Origin of the sequence: Kribbella sp. C-35, from assembly GCF_046549195.1 — a bacterium.
In the GTDB taxonomy this organism is placed as follows: Bacteria; Actinomycetota; Actinomycetes; order Propionibacteriales; family Kribbellaceae; genus Kribbella.
On sequence record NZ_JAJPWG010000007.1, the window covers coordinates 398,820 to 420,085 of the forward strand.

Annotated in this window: 19 protein-coding genes, 1 pseudogene and 1 riboswitch; of the genes and pseudogenes, 12 read left to right on the plus strand and 8 right to left on the minus strand. The window is 69.2% G+C overall.

Annotation, left to right across the window (positions count from 1 at the left end; all coding sequences use genetic code 11):
* Positions 1-6: 6 nt before the first annotated feature.
* Positions 7-651, minus strand: coding sequence for an amino acid-binding protein (locus ACLJOO_RS39450; RefSeq protein WP_410793068.1), 645 nt, complete (start codon positions 649-651; stop codon positions 7-9).
* Between the two features lie 209 nt (positions 652-860).
* Between ACLJOO_RS39450 and gatC the strand changes: the two genes are divergently transcribed.
* Genes gatC through gatB form a run of 3 tightly spaced genes read left to right on the plus strand, consistent with a single transcriptional unit; the run spans position 861 to position 4,185 of the window.
* Positions 861-1,157 (plus strand): Asp-tRNA(Asn)/Glu-tRNA(Gln) amidotransferase subunit GatC, encoded by a 297-nt coding sequence (gene gatC, locus ACLJOO_RS39455; RefSeq protein ID WP_130387521.1) that lies wholly within the window; start codon positions 861-863, stop codon positions 1,155-1,157.
* A gap of 2 nt (positions 1,158-1,159) precedes the next feature.
* Positions 1,160-2,677 carry an Asp-tRNA(Asn)/Glu-tRNA(Gln) amidotransferase subunit GatA gene (gene gatA, locus ACLJOO_RS39460; protein ID WP_410793071.1) on the plus strand — a complete coding sequence of 506 codons (1,518 nt, stop codon included), beginning with the start codon at positions 1,160-1,162 and terminating at the stop codon, positions 2,675-2,677.
* A complete protein-coding gene (gene gatB, locus ACLJOO_RS39465; protein ID WP_410793072.1) occupies positions 2,674-4,185 on the plus strand; it encodes an Asp-tRNA(Asn)/Glu-tRNA(Gln) amidotransferase subunit GatB in 1,512 nt (503 codons plus the stop codon). Before gatA ends, gatB begins: the two co-directional genes overlap by 4 nt.
* A gap of 38 nt (positions 4,186-4,223) precedes the next feature.
* Here gatB and ACLJOO_RS39470 read toward each other — a convergent pair whose 3' ends face one another.
* The 5 genes from ACLJOO_RS39470 to ACLJOO_RS39490 form a co-directional block, all read right to left on the minus strand.
* Positions 4,224-4,700 carry a hypothetical protein gene (locus tag ACLJOO_RS39470; RefSeq protein ID WP_410793074.1) on the minus strand — a complete coding sequence of 159 codons (477 nt, stop codon included), beginning with the start codon at positions 4,698-4,700 and terminating at the stop codon, positions 4,224-4,226.
* Between the two features lie 118 nt (positions 4,701-4,818).
* Complete coding sequence (locus ACLJOO_RS39475) at positions 4,819-5,919, minus strand: PQQ-dependent sugar dehydrogenase (protein ID WP_410793076.1); 1,101 nt, start codon at positions 5,917-5,919, stop codon at positions 4,819-4,821.
* A gap of 30 nt (positions 5,920-5,949) precedes the next feature.
* Positions 5,950-6,864: an LLM class flavin-dependent oxidoreductase gene (locus ACLJOO_RS39480; protein WP_410793078.1), complete on the minus strand. Its 915-nt coding sequence runs from the start codon at positions 6,862-6,864 to the stop codon at positions 5,950-5,952.
* Positions 6,865-6,954: 90 nt separating this feature from the next.
* On the minus strand, positions 6,955-8,241 hold the full coding sequence (locus tag ACLJOO_RS39485) for a class I SAM-dependent methyltransferase (RefSeq protein ID WP_410793080.1): 1,287 nt from the start codon (positions 8,239-8,241) through the stop codon (positions 6,955-6,957).
* Positions 8,238-9,617: an FAD-binding oxidoreductase gene (locus ACLJOO_RS39490; protein ID WP_410793082.1), complete on the minus strand. Its 1,380-nt coding sequence runs from the start codon at positions 9,615-9,617 to the stop codon at positions 8,238-8,240. The genes ACLJOO_RS39485 and ACLJOO_RS39490 overlap by 4 nt, the downstream gene beginning before the upstream one ends.
* A gap of 77 nt (positions 9,618-9,694) precedes the next feature.
* Between ACLJOO_RS39490 and ACLJOO_RS39495 the strand changes: the two genes are divergently transcribed.
* The 4 genes from ACLJOO_RS39495 (at position 9,695) to ACLJOO_RS39510 (ending at position 12,625) form a co-directional block, all read left to right on the plus strand.
* Complete coding sequence (locus tag ACLJOO_RS39495) at positions 9,695-10,627, plus strand: 2-hydroxyacid dehydrogenase (RefSeq protein WP_410793084.1); 933 nt, start codon at positions 9,695-9,697, stop codon at positions 10,625-10,627.
* Between the two features lie 15 nt (positions 10,628-10,642).
* Positions 10,643-11,743 carry a WD40/YVTN/BNR-like repeat-containing protein gene (locus ACLJOO_RS39500; RefSeq protein ID WP_410793086.1) on the plus strand — a complete coding sequence of 367 codons (1,101 nt, stop codon included), beginning with the start codon at positions 10,643-10,645 and terminating at the stop codon, positions 11,741-11,743.
* A complete protein-coding gene (locus ACLJOO_RS39505; protein ID WP_410793088.1) occupies positions 11,740-12,021 on the plus strand; it encodes a ubiquitin-like small modifier protein 1 in 282 nt (93 codons plus the stop codon). Before ACLJOO_RS39500 ends, ACLJOO_RS39505 begins: the two co-directional genes overlap by 4 nt.
* Before the next feature lie 64 nt (positions 12,022-12,085).
* Positions 12,086-12,625 carry an AAA family ATPase gene (locus ACLJOO_RS39510; protein WP_410793090.1) on the plus strand — a complete coding sequence of 180 codons (540 nt, stop codon included), beginning with the start codon at positions 12,086-12,088 and terminating at the stop codon, positions 12,623-12,625.
* Here ACLJOO_RS39510 and ACLJOO_RS39515 read toward each other — a convergent pair.
* Positions 12,615-13,493, minus strand: a complete 879-nt coding sequence (locus tag ACLJOO_RS39515; RefSeq protein ID WP_410793092.1) for a 5-aminoimidazole-4-carboxamide ribonucleotide transformylase — start codon at positions 13,491-13,493, stop codon at positions 12,615-12,617. The two genes, ACLJOO_RS39510 and ACLJOO_RS39515, sit on opposite strands and share 11 nt — an antisense overlap.
* 18 nt (positions 13,494-13,511) lie before the next feature.
* Positions 13,512-13,595, minus strand: a riboswitch (ZMP/ZTP riboswitch).
* A 2-nt stretch (positions 13,596-13,597) separates the two neighbouring features.
* On the minus strand, positions 13,598-14,317 hold the full coding sequence (locus tag ACLJOO_RS39520) for a class I SAM-dependent methyltransferase (RefSeq protein ID WP_410793094.1): 720 nt from the start codon (positions 14,315-14,317) through the stop codon (positions 13,598-13,600).
* A gap of 38 nt (positions 14,318-14,355) precedes the next feature.
* On the opposite strand from ACLJOO_RS39520, the gene ilvD reads away from it, so the two are divergent.
* The 5 genes and pseudogenes from ilvD to ACLJOO_RS39545 all read left to right on the plus strand — a co-directional run bounded on the left by ilvD (position 14,356) and on the right by ACLJOO_RS39545 (position 21,255).
* On the plus strand, positions 14,356-16,023 hold the full coding sequence (ilvD, locus tag ACLJOO_RS39525) for a dihydroxy-acid dehydratase (RefSeq protein WP_410793096.1): 1,668 nt from the start codon (positions 14,356-14,358) through the stop codon (positions 16,021-16,023).
* 469 nt (positions 16,024-16,492) lie between these two features.
* On the plus strand, positions 16,493-18,244 hold the full coding sequence (locus ACLJOO_RS39530) for an acetolactate synthase large subunit (RefSeq protein ID WP_410793098.1): 1,752 nt from the start codon (positions 16,493-16,495) through the stop codon (positions 18,242-18,244).
* A pseudogene (gene ilvN / locus ACLJOO_RS39535) lies at positions 18,244-18,747 on the plus strand (acetolactate synthase small subunit); the annotation flags it as partial. The gene ACLJOO_RS39530 and the pseudogene ilvN, both read left to right, overlap by 1 nt.
* A 183-nt stretch (positions 18,748-18,930) precedes the next feature.
* Positions 18,931-19,950 (plus strand): ketol-acid reductoisomerase, encoded by a 1,020-nt coding sequence (gene ilvC, locus ACLJOO_RS39540; protein ID WP_327641168.1) that lies wholly within the window; start codon positions 18,931-18,933, stop codon positions 19,948-19,950.
* A gap of 120 nt (positions 19,951-20,070) precedes the next feature.
* Positions 20,071-21,255 (plus strand): trypsin-like peptidase domain-containing protein, encoded by a 1,185-nt coding sequence (locus ACLJOO_RS39545; protein WP_410793100.1) that lies wholly within the window; start codon positions 20,071-20,073, stop codon positions 21,253-21,255.
* The last annotated feature ends 11 nt before the right edge of the window (positions 21,256-21,266 follow it).

Sequence of the window (21,266 nt, forward strand, 5' to 3'; positions counted from 1 at the left end):
TTCGGGTCAGGCGGTGGCGCGGATGGTGACGGCGAGGGACGCCAGGTAGGAGAGGCGGGCTACCTCGGAGCCGAGGAACTCGGGGCCGCCGCGGCGGCCGATGACGAGAACGCGGCGGTCGGACTCCAGCGGCGCGGCGACCAGCACCGACTCCGAGAGGCCCTTGTGGTCAGGGGCTTCGAGTGTCGTCGCCTTCTCCAGCGGGAGCCAGCTGCCGGCCATGTCGCCGAACTCCGGTGTCGCGCTGGTCTCCAGCGCGACCTTCACCTCGCTGCCGGTGCCGTCGAGCAGTGCCGCCCAGTCCGCGTGCAGCACAGCCGGTGACTGCTCGACCAGGATGTCGATCGCGTCCGCGGGAGCCGACGTCATCTGCTCGACCGCTTCCAGATCCATGTGCAGGCCGCCGCCGGCGCCGTACCGCGAGAACCAGATGACTTCGACGTCGGGTACGCCGTTGCAGGCGGAAACCAGCCGGTCCGGGAGCACGCCCGGTGGCAGGTCGACCACGATGTCGTCGACCGCGGTGCCGTTCTCCCGCCGGTGCTCGACGATCTCGATCGCGTGGATGTCCGCGTCCACCTCACCGAGGGCCGTCGCCACCACACCCAGCGAACCGGGCCGGTCGGGGATGATCAAGCGCAGCAGGAACACCGAACGATCATCTCCCAGCCGATCACCTTGCGCGTAACGCCTTGTCGCCGCCCATGTTACAGAGCGGTAGGCGGGGACACGCCGACCCATCTCGTCCGGCCGTTGTCCACAGCTGCAGGGGACGGAAATGCGGCTGTCACAGGCGGCCCACTAAAGTACGTGTGAGCCATGTGTCCACATGGCTCACACGTACTGCATTGGATCAGTTCATGCCATCGATTACCCGCGAAGAGGTTGCGCACCTGGCGCGACTGGCGCGGATCGAGCTCTCCGACGACGAGCTCGACCACCTTGCGCCGCAGCTCGACCAGATCATCACCTTGGTCGGGCAGGTCAGCCAGGTGGCGGCGGACGACATCCCGCCGACCTCGCACGCCCTGCCGCTGACCAACGTGATGCGCGCCGACGAGAACGTCCCGTGCCTCACCCCCGAGCAGGCGCTGTCCGGCGCGCCCGCAGCGGAGGAGCAGCGCTTCCGGGTGCCGCGGATCCTGGAGGAGGACTGACCATGAGCGACCTCACCAGGCAGACCGCGGCTGAGCTTGCGGAGTTGATGACGTCCGGGCAGGCCAGCTCGGTGGAGATCACCCAGGCCCACCTCGACCGGATCGCCGCCGTCGACGGTGCCGTGCACGCGTTCCTGCACGTCGACACCGAAGGCGCGCTGGCGCAGGCGAAGGCGGTCGACGACAAGCGGACCGCTGCCAAGAAGAATGGCGAGCAGCTGTCGCCGCTGGCCGGCGTACCGCTGGCGCTGAAGGACGTGCTCACCCAGGAGGGTGTGCCGACCACGGCCGGTTCGAAGATCCTCGAGGGCTGGAAACCGCCGTACGACTCGACGGTCGTGAAGCGGCTGAAGGCGGCCGGGATCGTGATCCTCGGCAAGACCAACATGGACGAGTTCGCGATGGGCTCCTCCACCGAGAACTCGGCGTACGGCACCACTCACAACCCGTGGGACCTGGCCCGGATCCCGGGTGGTTCCGGCGGCGGTTCGTCGGCTGCGATCTCGGCGTACGAGGCGCCGCTCGCGATCGGCACCGACACCGGCGGCTCGATCCGGCAGCCGGGTGCGTTCACCGGCACGGTCGGTGTGAAGCCGACGTACGGCGGCACCTCGCGGTACGGACTGATCGCGCTGGCCTCCAGCCTGGACACGCCTGGTCCGTGTGCGCGGACGACGCTGGACGCGGCGCTGCTGCACGAGGCGATCGCCGGCTACGACCCGATGGACTCGACCTCGATCAACCAGCCGGTCCCGGCCGTCGTCGAGGCCGCCCGCAACGGCGACGTCGCCGGTCTGCGGATCGGTGTGGTGAAGGAGCTCGGCGGCGAGGGGTATCAGCCGGGTGTCGAGGCCCGCTTCCACGAGGCGGTCGAGCTGCTCACGAAGCTCGGCGCCGAGGTGGTCGAGGTCTCCTGCCCGCACTTCGAGTACGCGCTCCCGGCGTACTACCTGATCCTGCCGAGCGAGGCCTCGTCCAACCTGGCCAAGTTCGACGCGATGCGGTACGGCCTGCGGGTCGGCGACGACGGCACCAACAGCGCGGAGAAGGTGACCGCCCTGACCCGCGAGGCAGGCTTCGGTGACGAGGTGAAGCGCCGCATCATCCTCGGCACGCACGCGCTCTCGAGTGGGTACTACGACGCGTACTACGGGCAGGCGCAGAAGGTGCGGACGCTGATCGCCCGCGACTTCACCAAGGCCTACGAGCAGGTCGACGTCCTGGTCTCGCCGGCCACGCCGACGACCGCGTTCGCGATCGGCGACCGGATCGACGACCCGATCGCGATGTACAAGAACGACCTGTGCACGATCCCGTCCAACCTGGCCGGTAACGCGGCCGCGTCGTTCCCGTGCGGCCTCGCCGACGAGGACGGCCTGCCGGTCGGCTTCCACGTGATGGCGCCGGTGATGCGCGACGACCTGCTCTACAAGGTCGGCGCCGCGCTGGAGTCCGCGCTGGCCGAGCAGTGGGGCGGCGTACTGATGACCAAGGCTCCGGAGCTGGAGGTGACCCGATGACCCCGTCTTTGAATGATGCAGCCGTCCTTGAGATATCGGACGCGCTGACGCAGTACGACCCGGTGATGGGCCTCGAGGTCCACGTCGAGCTGAACACGAAGTCGAAGATGTTCTGCGGCTGCCCGACCGAGTTCGGCGCGCCGCCGAACACTCAGACCTGCCCGGTCTGCCTCGGTCTGCCGGGCGCGCTGCCGGTGGTGAACGCGAAGGCCGTCGAGTCCGCGATCAAGATCGGCCTGGCGCTGAACTGCGAGATCGCCGAGTGGTGCCGGTTCGCCCGGAAGAACTACTTCTACCCGGACATGCCGAAGAACTTCCAGACCTCGCAGTACGACGAGCCGATCGCGTTCAACGGCTGGACCGAGGTCGTCGTCGACGGCGAGACCTACCGGATCGAGATCGAGCGCGCGCACATGGAGGAGGACACCGGCAAGTCCACCCACGTCGGTGGCGCGACCGGCCGGATCCACGGCGCCTCGCACTCGCTGGTCGACTACAACCGGGCCGGCATCCCGCTGATCGAGATCGTCACCAAGACGATCGAGGTGCCGCCGGCGAAGGCCGCGGCGGTGGCGCGGGCGTATGTGAGCATGCTGCGTGACCTGCTGTTCGCGCTGGGCGTCTCCGATGTCCGGATGGACCAGGGCTCGCTGCGCTGCGACGCGAACGTCTCGCTGAAGCCGCACGGCTCGACTGTTCTGGGGACGCGGACCGAGACCAAGAACGTGAACTCGTTCCGCTCGGTCGAGCGCGCGGTGACGTACGAGATCACCCGGCAGGCGGCGGTGCTGAACTCCGGCGGCAAGGTTCTGCAGGAGACCCGGCACTGGCACGAGGACACCGGCATCACCACGTCCGGCCGGGAGAAGTCCGACGCCGACGACTACCGGTACTTCCCGGAGCCCGACCTGGTCCCGGTCGCGCCGTCGCGCGAGTGGGTCGAGGAGCTGCGCGCGACGCTGCCCGAAGCTCCTTCGGTACGGCGTGCGCGGCTGCAGGAGGACTGGGGTTTCACCGACCTCGAGATGCGCGATGTGATCAACGGCAACGCGCTCGAGCCGATCGTGGCGACTATCGAGCTGGGTGTCACGCCGGCGGCCGCGAAGAAGTGGTGGCTGGGTGAGCTGGCCCGCTCGGCGAACGAGTCGGGTCAGGACCTGGACGCGCTGGGGGTCGGTCCTGCCGAGGTCGCCGAGGTGCAGAAGCTCGTCGACGACGGCACGCTGAACGACAAGCTCGCGCGGCAGGTGTTCGAGGGTCTGCTTGCCGGTGAAGGTACGCCGGCGGAGATCATCGAGAAGCGCGGGCTGGCGCTGGTCTCCGACGACTCGGCCCTGCTCGACGCGATCGACCGCGCCATCGCGGCCAACCCGGACGTCGTCGAGAAGGTCAACTCCGGCAAACCGGCCGCCGCCGGCGCCCTCATCGGCGCCGTCATGAAAGACATGAGAGGCCAAGCGGACGCCGCGAAGGTCCGCCAACTCCTGAACGAGAAGCTGGGCATCTGACTGACCGAGGGGGCGCAGCTCGCTGCGCCCCCTCGCTGTCAGGCTGCGTCCTTCTCGGGCTGCGGGGCGTCGGCGATTACTCCGCGCTCTACTCGGCCGTCGTCTACGTCTGCGGCGTCGGCTAGGAGGGTCTGGGCGACTGTCAGTTCCTCGGGTGGGCAGCGGAGTTCGTAGCGGGTTGGCAGGGTCTCGGTGGTGAGCAGCTCGGGTCGGTTGCGGACAAGCCCGCGGAACAGGCCCCACAGGGCTCCGACGAGTACGCCGTACACGAAGCCCCAGACCACGACCGCGAGACCGGTCAGAGTGGTCTCGGCGACCAGGGTGATGAAGACAGCCGCGAGTACGCCGAGCAGCGCGCCCTGCGCGGCGCTGACCGCGGTGAGACGCGCGACCGGGACCGCTCTGCGTCTGGGGGCTTGCCGGAGTCCGGCGCCGACGATCTCCAGGCTCCTCGCCTGCATCCCGTAGCTTCTCAGGTACTCGACTGTTCGCTGAGCATCCTGATAGCTGCTCATCGATGCGATCACACTGCTGGGGACGCCAGACGCCTGGCCGGTCGGCATACCGATCTCCTCCTCAGGTCGTTTCTTCCAACAAGTACCAGACGACCTCAAAGCTCAAACGGTTGACGAGTCAGGAGGTGCTGATTGTCACGCGCAGGATGCGGTCGTCGCCGTCGCGGGTGTCGCCGCGGCCGTCGGTGTTCGACGTGGTCACCCACAACGACCCGTCCGGTGCGAGTTCGACCGTGCGCAGACGCCCGTACTGATTGGTGAAGAACGCCTGCGGCTCGCCGACTCGTTTGCCTCCGGCAACGGGGATCGCCCAGAGCCGCTCGCCGCGCAGCGACGCCATGAACACGTACCCCTTGGCGAACGCGATTCCCGACGGCGACGCGTCGGCCGTGTGCCACTGCGCGATCGGGTCGGTCATCCCGTCCAGCTGGCTGATGCCCTCGGCGGCCGGCCAGCCGTAGTTCGAGCCCGGGGCGATCGCGTTGAGCTCGTCCCAGGTGTTCTGCCCGAACTCGGCGGCGTACAACTGGCTCCCGTCGAACGCGAGGCCCTGGACGTTGCGATGGCCCTTGGTGATCCACACCCGCCCGTCCGGGTTGCCCGGCGCGGCCTTGCCCTCGGTGGTGATCCGCAGGATCTTCCCGCCGAGCGAGTCGTCGTCCTGCGAGTTCGGCCGGTCCGACCCGTCACCGGTCCCGGCGTACAGGAACCCGTCCGGCCCGATCCGCAGCCGCCCGCCGTTGTGGATCGCCGCCGCCGGGATCCCCTCGAGGATCACCTGCTGATCCGACAACTTCCCGTCCTGGTAGGTGATCCGTGCGATCCGGTTGTCGTCACCGCCTGAGTAGTAGGCGTAGATGTACGGCTTCCCCGGGTACCCCGGATCCACGGCCAGCCCGAGCAGCCCACCCTCCGACGACGACTTCACGTCGTCCACGGTCCCGACGTCGGTCACGTCCTGCCCGGCGATCCGCTTGACCTTCCCGGAGTCCCGCTCGGCCACCAGCGCACTCTTGTCCGGCAGGAACGCCAGCCCCCACGGCACCTCGATCCCGGTCGCCACCGTCCCCGCCACCGTCAGGTTGAGTGTGCCTGTAGGCACCGCCGTACCCGAACTCGCCGTAGCCGACGCCGACGGAGAAGTCGTCGGCGCAGCATCCGAACACCCGCTCACCAACGCCAACGCAGCCACTACAGCCGTCGCCCGCCCGCTGCCCATCGCCGCTCCTCAGGTCGTCCTGACCCCAAGTTAGCGGCTCACACCAGCCCGTACGGCGGGAATCACCCGGCACGCGATCAGTTCGAGTGAACGTACGGCGGCCTCATGGGAGAGCGTGGGTAACCGGAGCCAGTGCGCGAAGTGGACGAACCGGGTGGCCGCGTGCAGGTCGATCAACCGGGCGGCGACGTCGTCCGGCGTACCCACGAGGTAGTCCTCGCGGTGCAGCGGCGGCGGTTCGGTCCCGCCGTACGACGCGATTTCGCCTTCCAGGTAAGCGATTCCCGGCGCGGCGTCCGTCCAGGCGCGGTCCGCGTCGTCGTCCACATGCATGATCCCGGTGCAGATCAGCGGCGGCGGATCGTCGACGACCTCGTCCAGCAGCTTGCGTCGTGCGATCAGATCGGACGGGGTCGCACAGTAGATGATCACGCCGTCACCCACCCGGGCGGCCCGTCGCAGCCCCGCCGCGGTCACTCCGGCGGCGTAGATCGGGATCTCACCGCGGGGCCGCGGCGTCACCTCGCCGCCCGACCACGCCTCCCGGATGCGCCGCACGCCTTCCTCGAGCAGCACTCCACGCCGCCGCCGGTCCGCTCCGAACGCCGCGAACTCCCGCTCCGCGTACCCCTGCCCCACCCCGAGCACGAACCGCCCGCCCGACACCAGATCCAGTACGGCGACGTCCTCGGCCACCCGCAACGGGTGATGCAACGGCAACACCAGCACGTTCGTCCCGATCCGGATCCGCGAGGTCCGTCCCGCCAGCACCCCCGCCATCACCAACGGCGAAGGCAAGGCTCCGTCCGCTGTCAGATGATGCTCCGACAACCAGGCCCCTTCGAACCCGAGCCGATCGGCGGCAGCCACCTCCTCGACCCGTTCGTCCGAGTACCCCGCGCCTTCCTCCCGGACATCCACCAACACCCCGAACTCGACAGTCACCAACCCACCGTCTCCCGGCGCGCGGGACGAGGTCCAATGCCAACTCAGTCGCCATTTCATGCGGGACGCGCATGAAATGGCGACGACGAGTCAGCTGAGCCAGTTCGGGCGGAGGGGGAAGTGGGCGTCGGCCTCCTCGTCGAGTTTGACCGCGAGGATCTGGTGGAGTTGCGTCGTGTTGCGTTCGAAGCCGACGCGGCAGGCGGCCAGGTAGAGACCCCAGATCTTGGCGGTGGGGTAGCCGACTTCGGCCACGGCCTCGTCCCAGTTCGCCAGCAGGTTCGCGGACCAGCCGGCCAGGGTGAGGGCGTAGTGCTCGCGGAGGTTCTCCTCGTGGCGGACCTCGAAGCCGGCGTCCTGGGCCTCGGCGATGATCCGGCCGGAGCCGATCAGTTCGCCGTCCGGGAAGATGTAGCGGTCGATGAACGCTCCGGTCGAGCGGAACCGGTTGTCCGGCCGCGTGATGCTGTGGTTGAGCAGCCGGCCGCCCGGCTTCAGCCGGTCGAGCAGGAAGCCGAAGTACGACGGGTAGTTGCGGACGCCGATGTGCTCGGTCAGGCCGATCGAGCTGATCGCGTCGAAGTCGCGCTCGGCGACGTCGCGGTAGTCGAGGAACCGCACCTCGGCGCGGTCCTCCAGGCCGTCCCGCTTGATCGCCTGGGTCGCCCACTCCGCCTGGGCCGCGGACAACGTGACGCCGAGCGCCTGGACGCCGTACTCGCGGGCCGCGTGCCGGACCATGCCGCCCCACCCGCAGCCGACGTCGAGCAGCCGCTGCCCTGGTCGCAGGTCGAGTTTGCGCGCGACCAGGTCGTACTTCTCCGCCTGCGCCTCCTCGAGCGTGGCGGCGGGCGACGGGTAGACCGCGCACGTGTAGGTCATCGACGGTCCGAGGATCAACTCGTAGAACCGGTTCGACACGTCGTAGTGGTGGTGGATCGCCGCCTTGTCCCGCGCCTTCGAGTGCCGCAGACCCTCGAAGGCACGACGCCATTTCGGCAGGTGCTCCTGCGGCGGTGGCGGTGGCGGCTTCAGGTGACTCCAGCCGAGCCCGCGGACGATGCGCAGCGCTTCGCTCGGCGTCGGACGGTGGAAGTGGACCTGGTTCAGCATCATCCGCATCAGGTCGTACGGGTTTCCTGGATGGACGCCCGTGATCTCCAGGTCACCCATCACGTACGCACGGACCATGCCGAGGTCGCCGGGCGCGGTCAGCACGTACGACAGTCCCCGCTCGGAGGCGAGATGCATGTGCACTGGTGAGTCTTCCGGTCCGGTCGCGCTGCCGTCGTACGCCGTGAATCGGAACGGCAGCCCGTCCGGAGTCACCGCCGTGAGGGCTTCGGCGATCGATACCTGGGTCGCTAGCGTCGTCATCGGCGCGTCACCGCCTTTTCGTAGAGCCCGGTGAGCCGGGCGTCCGGGTCGTAGCGTTTCTTCACCTGGTCCAGCGCTGCGACGTTGTAGAGCCGGTCGAAGGTGTCACGGTCGTAGTAGGCGTCGGAGTACAGGGACTTGTGGCCGCCGAAGTCGGTGACGGCCTGCTCGATCCGCCGGTTGACGTCGCCGTCCGCCGCGCCGAGGGCGATCGGGACGGTTCCCCAGAAGCCGACGTTCACGTAGGTCTCGCCGGGCTGCAGCGGATAGAGCGGCCAGGACTCCTGGCCACGCAGCCGCAGCGGGCACAGCCATACCGGTCGCATCCCGACGTTTGTGTCGAACCAGCGCAGGAAGTCCGCCAGCCGGGCGACCGGGATCTCCACGTCCTGCACCACGCGTTCGCGGTCCGGTTGGCCGCGGCGGCGGTTCAGCCGGGCGGCGACGTGGTGCCGGTTCTCGAAGCCGACGATCTTGTGGAACACGTCGCTCCGCCGCCAGCGCTTCGGCCACAACCGCCGTACGACGGGTTGCTGTGCACCGAACGCCGCCGAGCACCAGAACCAGTCGGTATCCCAGCGCCAGAGGTAGTCGTGTGCGGTGAGGAAGTCCTTCGGGCGCTGCTGGATCGAGCGGTAGTAGATCTGCTGACCGGTGTAGTCGCTGGTCTTGGTCGCCGCGTCGCTGTTCCGGCCGAGGGTCAGGTACGCCTCGGAGGGGCTGAACGCGACGCCGTCGACGAAGTGCACCGGCTCCCCGTCGTACGTGCCTGAGGCAACGATCTCGTCGATGGCCGGGGCCAGCGAATCCAGGCCGAGCCGGACGTGCCGGAGGGCGACGTACGGCGAGATGCGGTCGAGCTCGATGCGCAACCGGGTCGCGTACCCGAGCGTGCCGTACGAGTTCGGGAACATCCGGAACAGGTCGGCGTGCTCGCCCTCGGGACGCGCCGTGACCAACGAGCCGGCGCCGGTGAGGATGTCCAGTTCGAGTACGGACTCGTGCGGGAGGCCGGCGCGGAACGACGACGACTCGATGCCGAGCCCGGTCACCGCGCCGCCGAGCGTGATCGTCTTGAGCTGCGGCACGACCATCGGCGTCAGCCCGTGCGGGAGGGTCGCCGCGACCAGGTCCTCGTACGTGCACATGCCCTGCACGTCGGCGGTCCGCGCCGCCGGGTCCACGCTGATCACGCCGGTCAGTCTCGACACGTCCAGCCCGGGGCGCTCGATCTCGGTCCGCGGCCGGAAGAGGTTCGAGCTGCGCTTCGCCAGCCGGACGGGCTCGCCCGGCGGGATCAGCTGGTACGACTCCCGCAACCGCCCGACGGCCTGATCGTGCGCGACCACGACCGCCGTATCCGATGTCGAAGGCACCAATCCAGAGTACGACTGCGCGCGGACTGAGGCACGGGTGTTCAAAACTGTCCACGACTCCGAGTAGGTTCGGAGGCATGGCTGATGTGGTGAAGGCATGGCTTCCGTGGGAGGACGCGGACGCGTTCCTCGGCGGGGTGCCCAAGGGGTACGACGTGGACTTCTACTCCGGTGGCGAGCGGCCGAAGTCGCTCGACGAGGTGGAGTTCTACGTGCCCAGCTACATGGGCGGCGGCGACGTGTTCGACGTCCTGCGCGACATGCCGGCGCTGAAGGTCGTGCAGCTGCAGACAGCCGGGTATGAGCACGCGCAGTCCCGGCTCGCCGACGGCGTCACTCTGTGCAACGCGCGGGGCGTGCACGACGCGTCCACGGCCGAGCTGGCGATCGGGCTGATCCTGGCGTCGTACCGGAATCTTCCGCGGGCTGTCCGTGACCAGGAGCAGCAGGTCTGGCCGGGGTCGTACGACGAGGTCGACGACTCGCTCGCCGACCGGACGGTGCTGATCCTCGGGTACGGCGCGATCGGCGAGGCGCTCGAGCGCCGGCTGACCGGGTTCGAGTGCGACGTGATCCGGGTCGCGCGGCGGGAGCGGGACGGCGTACACCCGATTTCGGAGCTCCCGGAGCTGTTGCCGCGCGCGGATGTCGTCGTACTGCTGACACCGGCGACGCCGGAGACCACACGGATGGTCGACGCGAAGTTTCTGGCCAGCATGAAGGACGGCGCGCTGCTGGTGAACGTCGCGCGCGGTGTCGTCGTGGACACCGACGCGTTACTGACCGAGCTCGGGGCGCAGCGGATCAGGGCCGCGCTGGACGTCACGGATCCCGAGCCGTTGCCCGCCGGACATCCGCTGTGGTCTGCTCCGAACGTACTGATCAATCCGCATCGCGGCGGCGCCTCGACGGCGTTCGCGCCGCGGGTGGCCAGGCTGGTGCGTGCGCAACTGGAGCGCTACGCGTCCGGGGAACCGTTGATCAATGTGGTGGCAGGTCCGCCACGCTGAAGGAGGAGGACGACGATGTCCGAGGCCGTACTGCTGATCGGGACCAAGAAAGGTCTCTGGATCGGCCGGAGTGCTGACCGCGAGGAGTGGCGGCTCGACGGACCGGTGCCCGAGTTCGAGATGCAGGGCGTGTACGCCGTCGGCATCGACACCCGCGGCGACGGTGCCCACGGAGCGCGGCTGTTCGTCGGCGGCACCAGCGAGCACTGGGGTCCGGCGGTCTTCCACTCCGACGACCTCGGCAAGACCTGGGCCGAGCCGCCGGAGGGCTCGATCGGCTTCCCGAAGGACGCCGACGCCTCCCTCGAGCGGGTCTGGCAGATCCAGCCGGCTCCGGCCGGCCAACCAGGCGTCGTGTACGCCGGGACGCAGCCGTCGGCCCTGTGGAAGTCGACCGACGGCGGCGTGACGTTCGACCTGGTCACCGGCCTGTGGGACCACCCGCACCGCAAGGAGTGGGGCGCCGGATTCGGCGGCCAGGCGGTGCATACTGTGCTGCCGCATCCGACCGACGCGGACCGCGTGAGTGTCGCGATGTCGACCGGTGGGGTGTACCAGACCGTCGACGGCGGGCGGTCCTGGTCGCCGCGGAACCAGGGGATCCAGGCGAAGTTCTTCCCGGACCCGTATCCGGAGTTCGGTCAGTGTGTCCACAAGCTGGCCGCGCACCCCGACGTGCCCGAGCGGATGTTCGCGCAGAACCACCACGGCGTGTACCGGTCGGACGACAGCGGCGCGATCTGGAAGTCGATCGCGGACGGGCTCCCGTCGGACTTCGGGTTCCCGATCGTGGTGCACCCGCACGAGCCCGAGACCGTGTACGTCTTCCCGCTGGTCGCGGACGCGAACCGGATCCCGACCGAGGCGCAGTGCCGGGTCTACCGCTCCCGCGACGCCGGCTCGACCTGGGAGCCGCTGGCCGCCGGGCTGCCCGACGTCTCCTACGCCCCGGTGCTGCGGGACGCGATGACCGTCGACACCGCCGATCCGGCCGGCGTGTACGTCGGCACGCGGGACGGTTGCGTCTACGCGAGCGCCGACGCGGGCGACACCTGGACCGAGGTCGCGCGGCATCTTCCCGACGTCCTCACTGTGCGCGCAGCGGTGCTTGGATGATCGCGGTCCGCCTACCCACGGTGCTGCGCCCGTTCGCGGGCGGCGTCGAACGCGTGGAGGTCGAGGTGGACGGTTCGCCGACCGTCGCCTCGGTCTTCGCGGCGCTCGAAGCCGAACACCCGGCGCTCCGCCGCCGCCTCACCGACGAGCAGGGCGCGCTCCGCCGGCACGTGAACATCTACCTCGGCAACGACAACATCCGCGACCTCTCCGGCCTCGAAACCAAGCTCACCGAAGGCGACGAGCTCCTCGTCCTCCCGAGCGTCGCCGGCGGCTGACGTCCGGCGCCGGCGAAAAGAAAAGACTGCCGTTCCGCGGCGGGCTTGGTTACCGTCGGGCGGCATGAGCAACGTCCTTCTGCTGACCGGCCCGTCGGGCTCGGGTAAGACGACCGTGGCCCAGTTGGTCGCGACCGGCGCGCCGCGGCCGACGATGCACCTGACGACCGACGAGTTCTACCGCGGCATCCGCACCGGGTTCATCGCGCCGTACCTGCCGGGAGCGCACCGCCAGAACGAGGTCGTCGTCGACGCGATCGTCGCGACCGTGGCCGTGTACGCGCGCGGCGGGTACGACGTGGTCGTCGACGGCATCATCGGCCCGTGGTTCCTCGCCCCGTTCCGCGCGGCCGCCGCGGCGGGGGAGTGGGCGATGTCGTACGTCGTACTGCGGGCTGACCTCGCGACGACCCTGGACCGTGGACAGGCGCGACCCGAGTCCGAGCTGACGGACGTCGACGCGCTCACCGGTCTGCACGGCGCGTTCGCGGACCTCGGCGAGCTCGAGCCGCATGCGATCGACACCACCCGGCTCGACGCGCAGCGGACAGCAGCGGAGGTCCGCAAGGCCGTTGCCTCAGGCGACTACCTGCTCAGTGCCTGAACAGGCGTACGCCTGTTTCGAACCAGGTGATCCGGGCCGCCGCGCAGGCGGCCGCCACCTCGGGTGTGCGGATCGAACCGCCCGGATCGGCAATGTGCGAGACGCCGTACCGCTGGGCCTCCACGACGTTGTCGGTGAATGGCAGCGCCCCGTCGGAGACCATCGCGACCCCGGTGAGCGGATCGCTCGAATGGCGGGCCCACCAGAGCGCGGCCTTCTCGCCGGCGAGTCGCGTACAGTCCACCCGCGACTGCTGCCCGGCGCCGACGCCGATCGTCATCCCGTCCTTAACCATCACCACGGTGTTCGACTGGGTGTAGCGGGCAACGATCATCCCGAGCACCACATCGTCCGGAAGATCACGCGGAATCGGCCGCGCATCCCGCTCCTGCGTGAGCCGTACGCCGAACACCTCGCGGACCTCCTCCGCCGGCGGCTCGAACTCCGGGTCGACCTCCAGCACCAGGTAGGTCCCGCGCTTCTTCGCCGCCAGGATCTCCACCACGCCCTCGTCGTACCCGGGCGCGATGATCCCGTCCGACACCACCCGCTTCAGCACCATGGCCAGCTCGAGATCCACCGGATGCGAGACCGCCACGAAATCGCCGTACGACGACTTCGGGTCAGCGTCCCGCGCACGGGTGTACGCGGCCGCCACCGTCTCGCCGAGCGCGGCACCCGCCGGCGACACATGCTTGTACGACGCCGCAGCCGGTACGCCGAACCGCTCCGCCGCCTCCCGCACCAACTGCCACCCGGTCAGCGCATCGAGCACGTTGATGTACGACGGCTCGCCCGCAACCACCGTGAACGGCGCAGAGTCGAGGCTCGCCGCTTGATGAGGATTCATGCCATACCGCAGACGCATCAGGACCTCCGAATGGATCGGAGGCGCCCAGGCGGACGACGCCTTGTGTGAACACGTCCGCTCCCCGGTGGTACTCCACCCTCGCCAGTCGCGGTGCGCCCAGCCTACTTCGTCGCCCGCACCACCAGCAGGCGTGATGCCTCAGTCAGCGGTTCCCCGTGCCAACCGCCCTCGATGACCACGTCCGAGAACCCCGCCGCCCGCAGGTCGGCCGTGATCTCGTCGGCAGACCGGAAGTACAGGACGTTCCGGTAGACCGCGTCACGCCCGTCCTCGAAGACGTTGTGCGCGTCGAACGTCACGCGCCCGTGCGCGATCTCGATCAGCTCGAGCCACTCCTTCAGGTGCCCGGCCAGCGTGTCCCGTTCGCCGTACGTCGCCTCGCTCGTCCACTGCTCCCACGCCCGCGCCGCCGGATTGCGCGACTCGAACGCGAGCACCCCGCCGGGACGCAGCGCGGCCGCCAGTGCAGCGACTGCCGCCGCGTGCTCCGCGACGTGCATCATCGTGTTGCCGCTGCTGACCGCGAGATCCACGTCGCCGGTCGGCTGCACCATCCGGTGGTCCCCGTCGATCCAGGTGACGGCGTCGGCACCGGGCTGGCGACGCGCGTACCCGAGCATGGTGGGACTCGGGTCGATGCCGACCACCATCCGCCCCGGAGTGGCCAGCGACCGGGTGAGCAGACCGGTGCCACACCCGAAGTCCAGAACCTTCGCAGCGCCCTCGGCCAAGGCACGGTAATAGTCGTGATCCTCGCCGGACGGGTTGTCCAGATCGTAGAGCTCCACCAACTGCTCGTCGCCGTACGGGTCATCGATCACGCACCGCACCTTACTGGGCCAGTAATAGAGTGAGCGGCATGGTCGATGTGAAGCCTCGTAGCCGGACAGTCACCGACGGGTTGGAAGCGACCGCCAGCAGAGGCATGCTGCGCGCGGTCGGGATGGGCGATGACGACTGGGCCAAGCCGCAGATCGGGGTCGCGTCGAGCTGGAACGAGATCACCCCGTGCAACCTGTCGCTGGACCGGCTCGCGAAGGCGGTCAAGGACGGCGTGCACGCGGCCGGCGGGTACCCGCTCGAGTTCGGCACGATCAGCGTGTCCGACGGCATCTCGATGGGCCACGTCGGCATGCACTACTCGCTCGTCAGCCGCGAGATCATCGCCGACTCGGTCGAGACCGTGATGGAGGCCGAGCGGCTGGACGGCTCGGTCCTGCTGGCCGGCTGCGACAAGTCGCTGCCCGGCATGCTGATGGCCGCGGCCCGGCTCGACCTCGCGTCGGTCTTCCTGTACGCCGGTTCGATCATGCCGGGCAAGCTCGGCGACAAGGACGTCACGATCATCGACGCCTTCGAGGCGGTCGGCGCCTGTGTCCGCGGCCTGATCACCCGGGACGAGGTCGACGCGGTCGAGCGCGCGATCTGCCCGGGCGAGGGTGCCTGCGGCGGCATGTACACCGCCAACACCATGGCCGCGTCCGCCGAAGCCCTTGGTATGTCGCTGCCGGGCTCGGCCGCACCGCCCGCGGTGGATCGCCGCCGCGACGGGTACGCCCGCAAGTCCGGCGAGGCCGTCGTCGGCCTGTTGCGGAAGGGGATCACGGCCCGCCAGATCCTCACCAAGGAAGCGTTCGAGAACGCGATCGCCGTCGTGATGGCGCTCGGCGGCTCGACGAACGCCGTACTCCATCTGCTCGCGATCGCCCGCGAGGCCGAGGTCGACCTGACCCTCGACGACTTCAACCGGATCGGTGACCGGGTCCCGCATCTCGGCGACCTCAAGCCGTTCGGCCGGTATGTGATGACGGACGTCGACCGCGTCGGCGGCATCCCGGTGATCATGCGCGCGCTGCTCGACGCCGGCCTGCTGCACGGCGACTGCCTGACAGTGACCGGGAAGACGATGGCCGAGAACCTCGCCGACATCGCGCCGCCCGACGTCGACGGCACGATCATCCGCGCGCTGGACAAGCCGATCCACGGCACCGGCGGCATCACCATCCTGCACGGCTCGCTCGCGCCGGAGGGCGCGGTGGTGAAGAGCGCGGGCTTCGACTCGGACGTCTTCGAAGGTACGGCGCGGGTGTTCGACGGCGAGCGCGGTGCGATGGACGCGGTCGGCTCGCTGAATCCCGGTGACGTGGTGGTGATCCGGTACGAAGGCCCGAAGGGCGGCCCGGGGATGCGCGAGATGCTCGCGGTCACCGGCGCGATCAAGGGCGCGGGCCTCGGCAAGGACGTCCTGCTGCTCACCGACGGCCGCTTCTCCGGCGGTACGACGGGACTCTGCGTGGGTCACGTGGCGCCGGAGGCCGTCGACGGCGGCCCGATCGCCTTCGTGCAGGACGGCGACCGGATCACCCTCGACGTGAAGAACCGCACCCTTGACCTGCACATCACTCCCGAAGAGCTCGAGAATCGCAAGCAGGGCTGGACCCCGAAGACCCCGTCCATCACGAAAGGTGTCCTCGGCAAGTACACCCGCCTGGTCCGCTCGGCATCGGAAGGCGCCGTCTGCATCTAGCGTCGTGCGCCGAAGTTCGTGCGATCAGTCGGCAACGCTCCCCAACCACCGGAATCGGCCGCAGGCTCCGTCTTTGAGAAGCCACCGACCATTTCCGGGCCCCTAGAATGGGCGGTGGCTTCTCAAAGATGTCCATGAGGTCGAGTCAGTCGGCGATCGAGCGGCTCGGTCCGCTATCGGTAAGACGGCGGTCTCAATAGGTGGGACGGATGAGCGCCGAACTTGACCCGGTCGCGGTGTGTCGGCGAATAATGCCTACATGCGATCGATTCTCCTCGTACTTGTGCGGCGCGCCGACTGACGCGACCACAGAGTCGAGCGCGCCCCCTTCAGCCCAACCCGGCGGAGGGGGTTTTTTGTTGCCAGGGCGACTATCTGAGACCCAGAAGTGACCTGAAGACAAACACAAGCGAGGATGGATCGGTCGCGACAAAGCCAAACATCGTGACAGGACTGAGGGAAGGCACTCATGAGTGAGCAGCTGACCGGGGCACAGGCTCTGATCCGCGCACTGGAACATGCCGGGGTCGACACCGTCTTCGGCATCCCGGGCGGCGCGATCCTCCCGGCGTACGACCCGATGCTCGACTCGACCCAGATCCGCCACATCCTGGTACGTCACGAGCAGGGCGCCGGTCACGCCGCCCAGGGGTACGCCGCGGCGTCCGGGAAGACCGGCGTGTGCATGGCGACCTCCGGGCCGGGCGCGACCAACCTGGTGACGCCGATCGCCGACGCGTACATGGACTCGGTGCCGCTGGTGGCGATCACCGGGCAGGTGGCCGGGGCCGCGATCGGTACGGACGCCTTCCAGGAGGCGGACATCCGCGGCATCACGATGCCGATCACCAAGCACAACTTCCTGGTGACCGACCCGAACGACATCGCCACCACGATCGCCGAAGCGTTCCACATCGCCTCCACCGGCCGGCCCGGCCCGGTGCTGGTCGACGTCACCAAGGACGCGATGCAGACCACCGGCGTCGACTTCCAGTGGCCGACCGAGCTGTCGCTGCCCGGCTACCGGCCGGTGACCCGCCCGCACCCCAAGCAGGTGCGCGAGGCGGCCCGCCTGATCGTCGCCGCCGAGAAGCCCGTCCTGTACGTCGGCGGCGGTGTGATCCGCGCCCAGGCCAGCGCCGAGCTGAAGGAGCTCGCCGAGCTGCTCGGCATCCCGGTGGTCACGACGCTGATGGCCCGCGGTGCCCTTCCCGACACCCATGACCTGCACTTCGGCATGCCGGGGATGCACGGCACCGTGTCGGCCGTCGGCGCCCTGCAGCGCTCCGACCTGCTGATCACCCTGGGCGCCCGCTTCGACGACCGCGTGACCGGCCGGCTCGACTCGTTCGCGCCGGAGGCGAAGGTCATCCACGCCGACATCGACCCCGCCGAGATCGGCAAGAACCGGGCCGCCGACGTGCCGATCGTGGGTGACTGCAAGGAGGTCATCACCGACCTGATCGCGGCCCTCAAGACCGAGATCGCGAGCGCCGGCCGCACCCCGTCGTACGACGCCTGGCGCGGCCAGCTCGAAGCGGTCCGCGCCAAGTACCCGGTGGCGTACGACGAACCCGAGGACGGCACGCTGTCCCCGCAGTACGTGATCGAGCGGATCGGCAAGATCGCCGGCCCCGACGCCATCTACACCGCGGGCGTCGGCCAGCACCAGATGTGGTCCGCGCACTACCTGCCGTTCGAGAAGCCCGGCCACTGGCTGAACTCCGGCGGTCTCGGCACCATGGGGTACGCCGTGCCGGCCGCGATGGGCGCCAAGGTCGCGCGGCCGGACAAGACCGTGTGGGCGATCGACGGCGACGGCTGCTTCCAGATGACCAACCAGGAGCTCGTCACCTGCGCGCTCGAGGGCATCCCGATCAAGGTTGCCGTGATCAACAACCAGTCGCTGGGCATGGTCCGCCAGTGGCAGACGCTGTTCTACGACAAGCGCTACTCCAACACCGACCTGCACTCGGCCCGGATCCCGGACTTCGCGAAGCTCGCCGAGGCGATGGGCGGCGTCGGCCTGCGCTGCTCGGACAAGGAGTCGGTCGACGCCACCATCGACAAGGCGATGTCGGTCACCGACCAGCCGGTCGTCGTGGACTTCGTGGTGCACCGCGACGCGATGGTGTGGCCGATGGTCGCCGCCGGCGTGAGCAACGACGAGATCCAGATCGCCCGCGACATGGCGCCGAAGTGGGACGGGGAGGAACTCTGATGTCCAAGCACACTCTGAGCATCCTGGTCGAGAACAAGCACGGCGTACTGGCGCGCGTGGCGGCGTTGATCTCGCGCCGCGGGTTCAACATCGATTCCCTCGCGGTAGGTCCGACCGAGCATCCCGAGGTGTCCCGGATGACCATCGCGGTCAGCGTGGACGAGCAGCCTTTGGAGCAGATCACCAAGCAGCTCAACAAGCTGGTGAACGTGATCAAGATCGTCGAACTCGAACCCACGCAGACGGTTCAGCGCGAACTGCTGCTGGTGAAGGTCAAGGCGGACACCCTGACCCGCGGACAGGTGCTGGAGACCGTCCAGCTGTTCCGTGCGAAGGTGGTGGACGTGGCACCGGACGCGATCACGATCGAGGCGACCGGCAATCCCGAGAAACTCGAGGCCATGCTCCGGGTGCTGGAACCCTTCGGCGTCCGCGAGCTGGTGCAGTCCGGCATGGTGGCGATCGGCCGGGGCAGCCGCTCCATCTCCGACCGCACCCTGCGACCGGTCCCGGTGCCGCCGCCGCACGTGCAGACCGGACCCCCGAACGTGCAGGCGCGGCCTGCCGGCGCCAGTGCCGGTTCCACTACCAGCTCCGCGCACCACCCGGTTCCGGCCCCGCCGCCGGGCCGTACCGCCGTCGTACCGAATCAACACTAAGGAGAAGTGCCCGAAGTGGCTGCTGAAATGTTCTACGACGACAACGCCGACCTGTCGGTGATCCAGGGCCGGCACGTGGCCGTGCTCGGCTACGGCTCCCAGGGCCACGCCCACGCGCTCTCGCTGCGCGACTCCGGCGTCGACGTCCGGGTCGGTCTGCCGGAAGGCTCGAAGAGCCGGGCCAAGGCCGAGGCCCAGGGCCTGCGGGTCGTCACCCCGGCCGAGGCGGTCGAGGAAGCCGACGTGATCGTCGTCCTGGCTCCGGACCCGGCCCAGCGCAAGCTCTACAAGGAGGCCATCGAGCCGAACCTGGTCGACGGTGACGCGCTGGTCTTCGGTCACGGCTTCAACATCCGGTTCGGCTACATCAAGCCGCCGGCGGGTGTCGACGTGTTCATGGTCGCGCCGAAGGGCCCGGGCCACCTGGTCCGTCGCGAGTACACCGAGGGTCGCGGCGTACCCGTGCTGGTAGCGGTGGAGCAGGACGCCACCGGCAAGGCGTGGGACCTGGCGCTCTCGTACGCCAAGGGCATCGGCGGCCTGCGGGCCGGCGGGATCAAGACCACCTTCACCGAGGAGACCGAGACCGACCTGTTCGGTGAGCAGGCCGTCCTCTGCGGTGGCGTCTCCGCGCTGATCACCGCCGGGTACGAGACCCTCACCGAGGCCGGTTACCAGCCCGAGGTCGCGTACTTCGAGTGCCTGCACGAGCTCAAGCTGATCGTCGACCTGATCTACGAAGGCGGCATCGCCAAGCAGCGCTGGTCGGTCTCCGACACCGCCGAGTACGGCGACTACGTGTCCGGCCCGCGGATCATCGACGCCTCGGTGAAGGCCCGGATGAAGGAGGTCCTCGGCGACATCACCGACGGCACCTTCGCGGCCCGCTTCATCGCCGACCAGGACGCCGGCGCGCCGGAGTTCGCGGAGTTCCGGAAGAAGAGCCAGGAGCACCCGATCGAGGCTGTCGGCAAGGAACTGCGCGGTCTGATGGCGTGGGTCAAGTCGCACGACGACGACTACGTCGAGGGCAGCGCCGCCCGCTGACGAGCGACCCGCAGGTGACTCGAGGGTCCGGACCATCCCAGGTGGGTGGTCCGGGCCCCTTTCTTTGACACAATGTGTGACGGTTGTGGTTTGTACCGGTGATTCTGGGGGAGGCGAGCGGTGGAGGACGGCAGGAGCGGGGTTCCGCGGCCGCCGCGGCGGGTTCCGGCGGGCGCCGGCACGCTGACCCAGCTGGAGGCTCCGAGCCGCTCGGCCGGGGCCGAACCGCCGCCCCGGGGTCCGTGGATCTTCGGCCGGATCCTGGCCGGGTTCCTCGTCCTCCTGGCGATCATCGCGGGCGGCGCCGGCGCGGGCTGGTACGTCCGCGCACAGAGCCTGCGGATCGACACCGCCGCGGTGCTGACGTCGGCCGGCCCGGCCGTGGTGCGGGTGCTCGCGACCACGTGCGCCGGCACCGGTGAGGCGTCCGGCGTCCTGATCGACAACGGGCGGGTGCTGACCGCCACCTCGGCGGTCGATCAGCCGAAGTCGATCATCGTGGTGGCCCCGGACGGCCGGATCCGGCGCGCCAACCTGCTCGCCACCAGTGCGGACGGCGTCGCCGTCCTGCAGTCGATCGGCTTCGACGAAACGCCGCTGCGGCTGCCGGCGGCGGATCCCGACCCGAAGGCCGAACGCGCACTGGTCGGCTACACGGCAGCGGGCAAGCAGGTCGTCAACGCGGTCGGCTCGGAGGCCGACCCCGAGGCGCTCGGCCAGTTCATGAACGCGGCCAAGCTGGGCGGCCCGGTCGTCAGCAAGTCCGGCGAACTCGTCGGCCTGGTCACCGGCAAGACGGTTCAGGCCAGCGCGATCGTCCCGCTCGCCAAGCTCCGCGGGTACGTCGCACAGGCGCCGTCGGGCGTCACGGTCGGGACGCTCGGGGACTGTCCGGAGTCACGCGGTCCGCAGAGCCCGATCGCGCCGGTGCTGCAGGTCGCCAATACGCCGCTCGCCCGGGAGGCGCAGCGGGTGCTGGCCAACTACCTGACTCTGCAGAACCAGCACGATTTCGGCAAGGTGCGGGCCTTCTACTCGCCACGGTTCGCCGGTGCCCTGACGGAGGCACAGGACCGGGACAAGCACCTGACCTCGTACTTCTTCAATCCGAGGCTCACCGACCTGGCGCCGGACGGCTCCTCCGCGCGGATGGCGTACAACGTGATGTACGCGCCCACCGCGACCGGCGCCGGCGGCCAGAACTGCACCCGGCTGGACACGACGTTCTATCTGGTCCGGTCGCGTGGCCAGTTGGTGCTCGACAGGACGGTCAAGGCGTCGGACGCGGTCGCCTGCGACAGCTAGTGACCGGCATC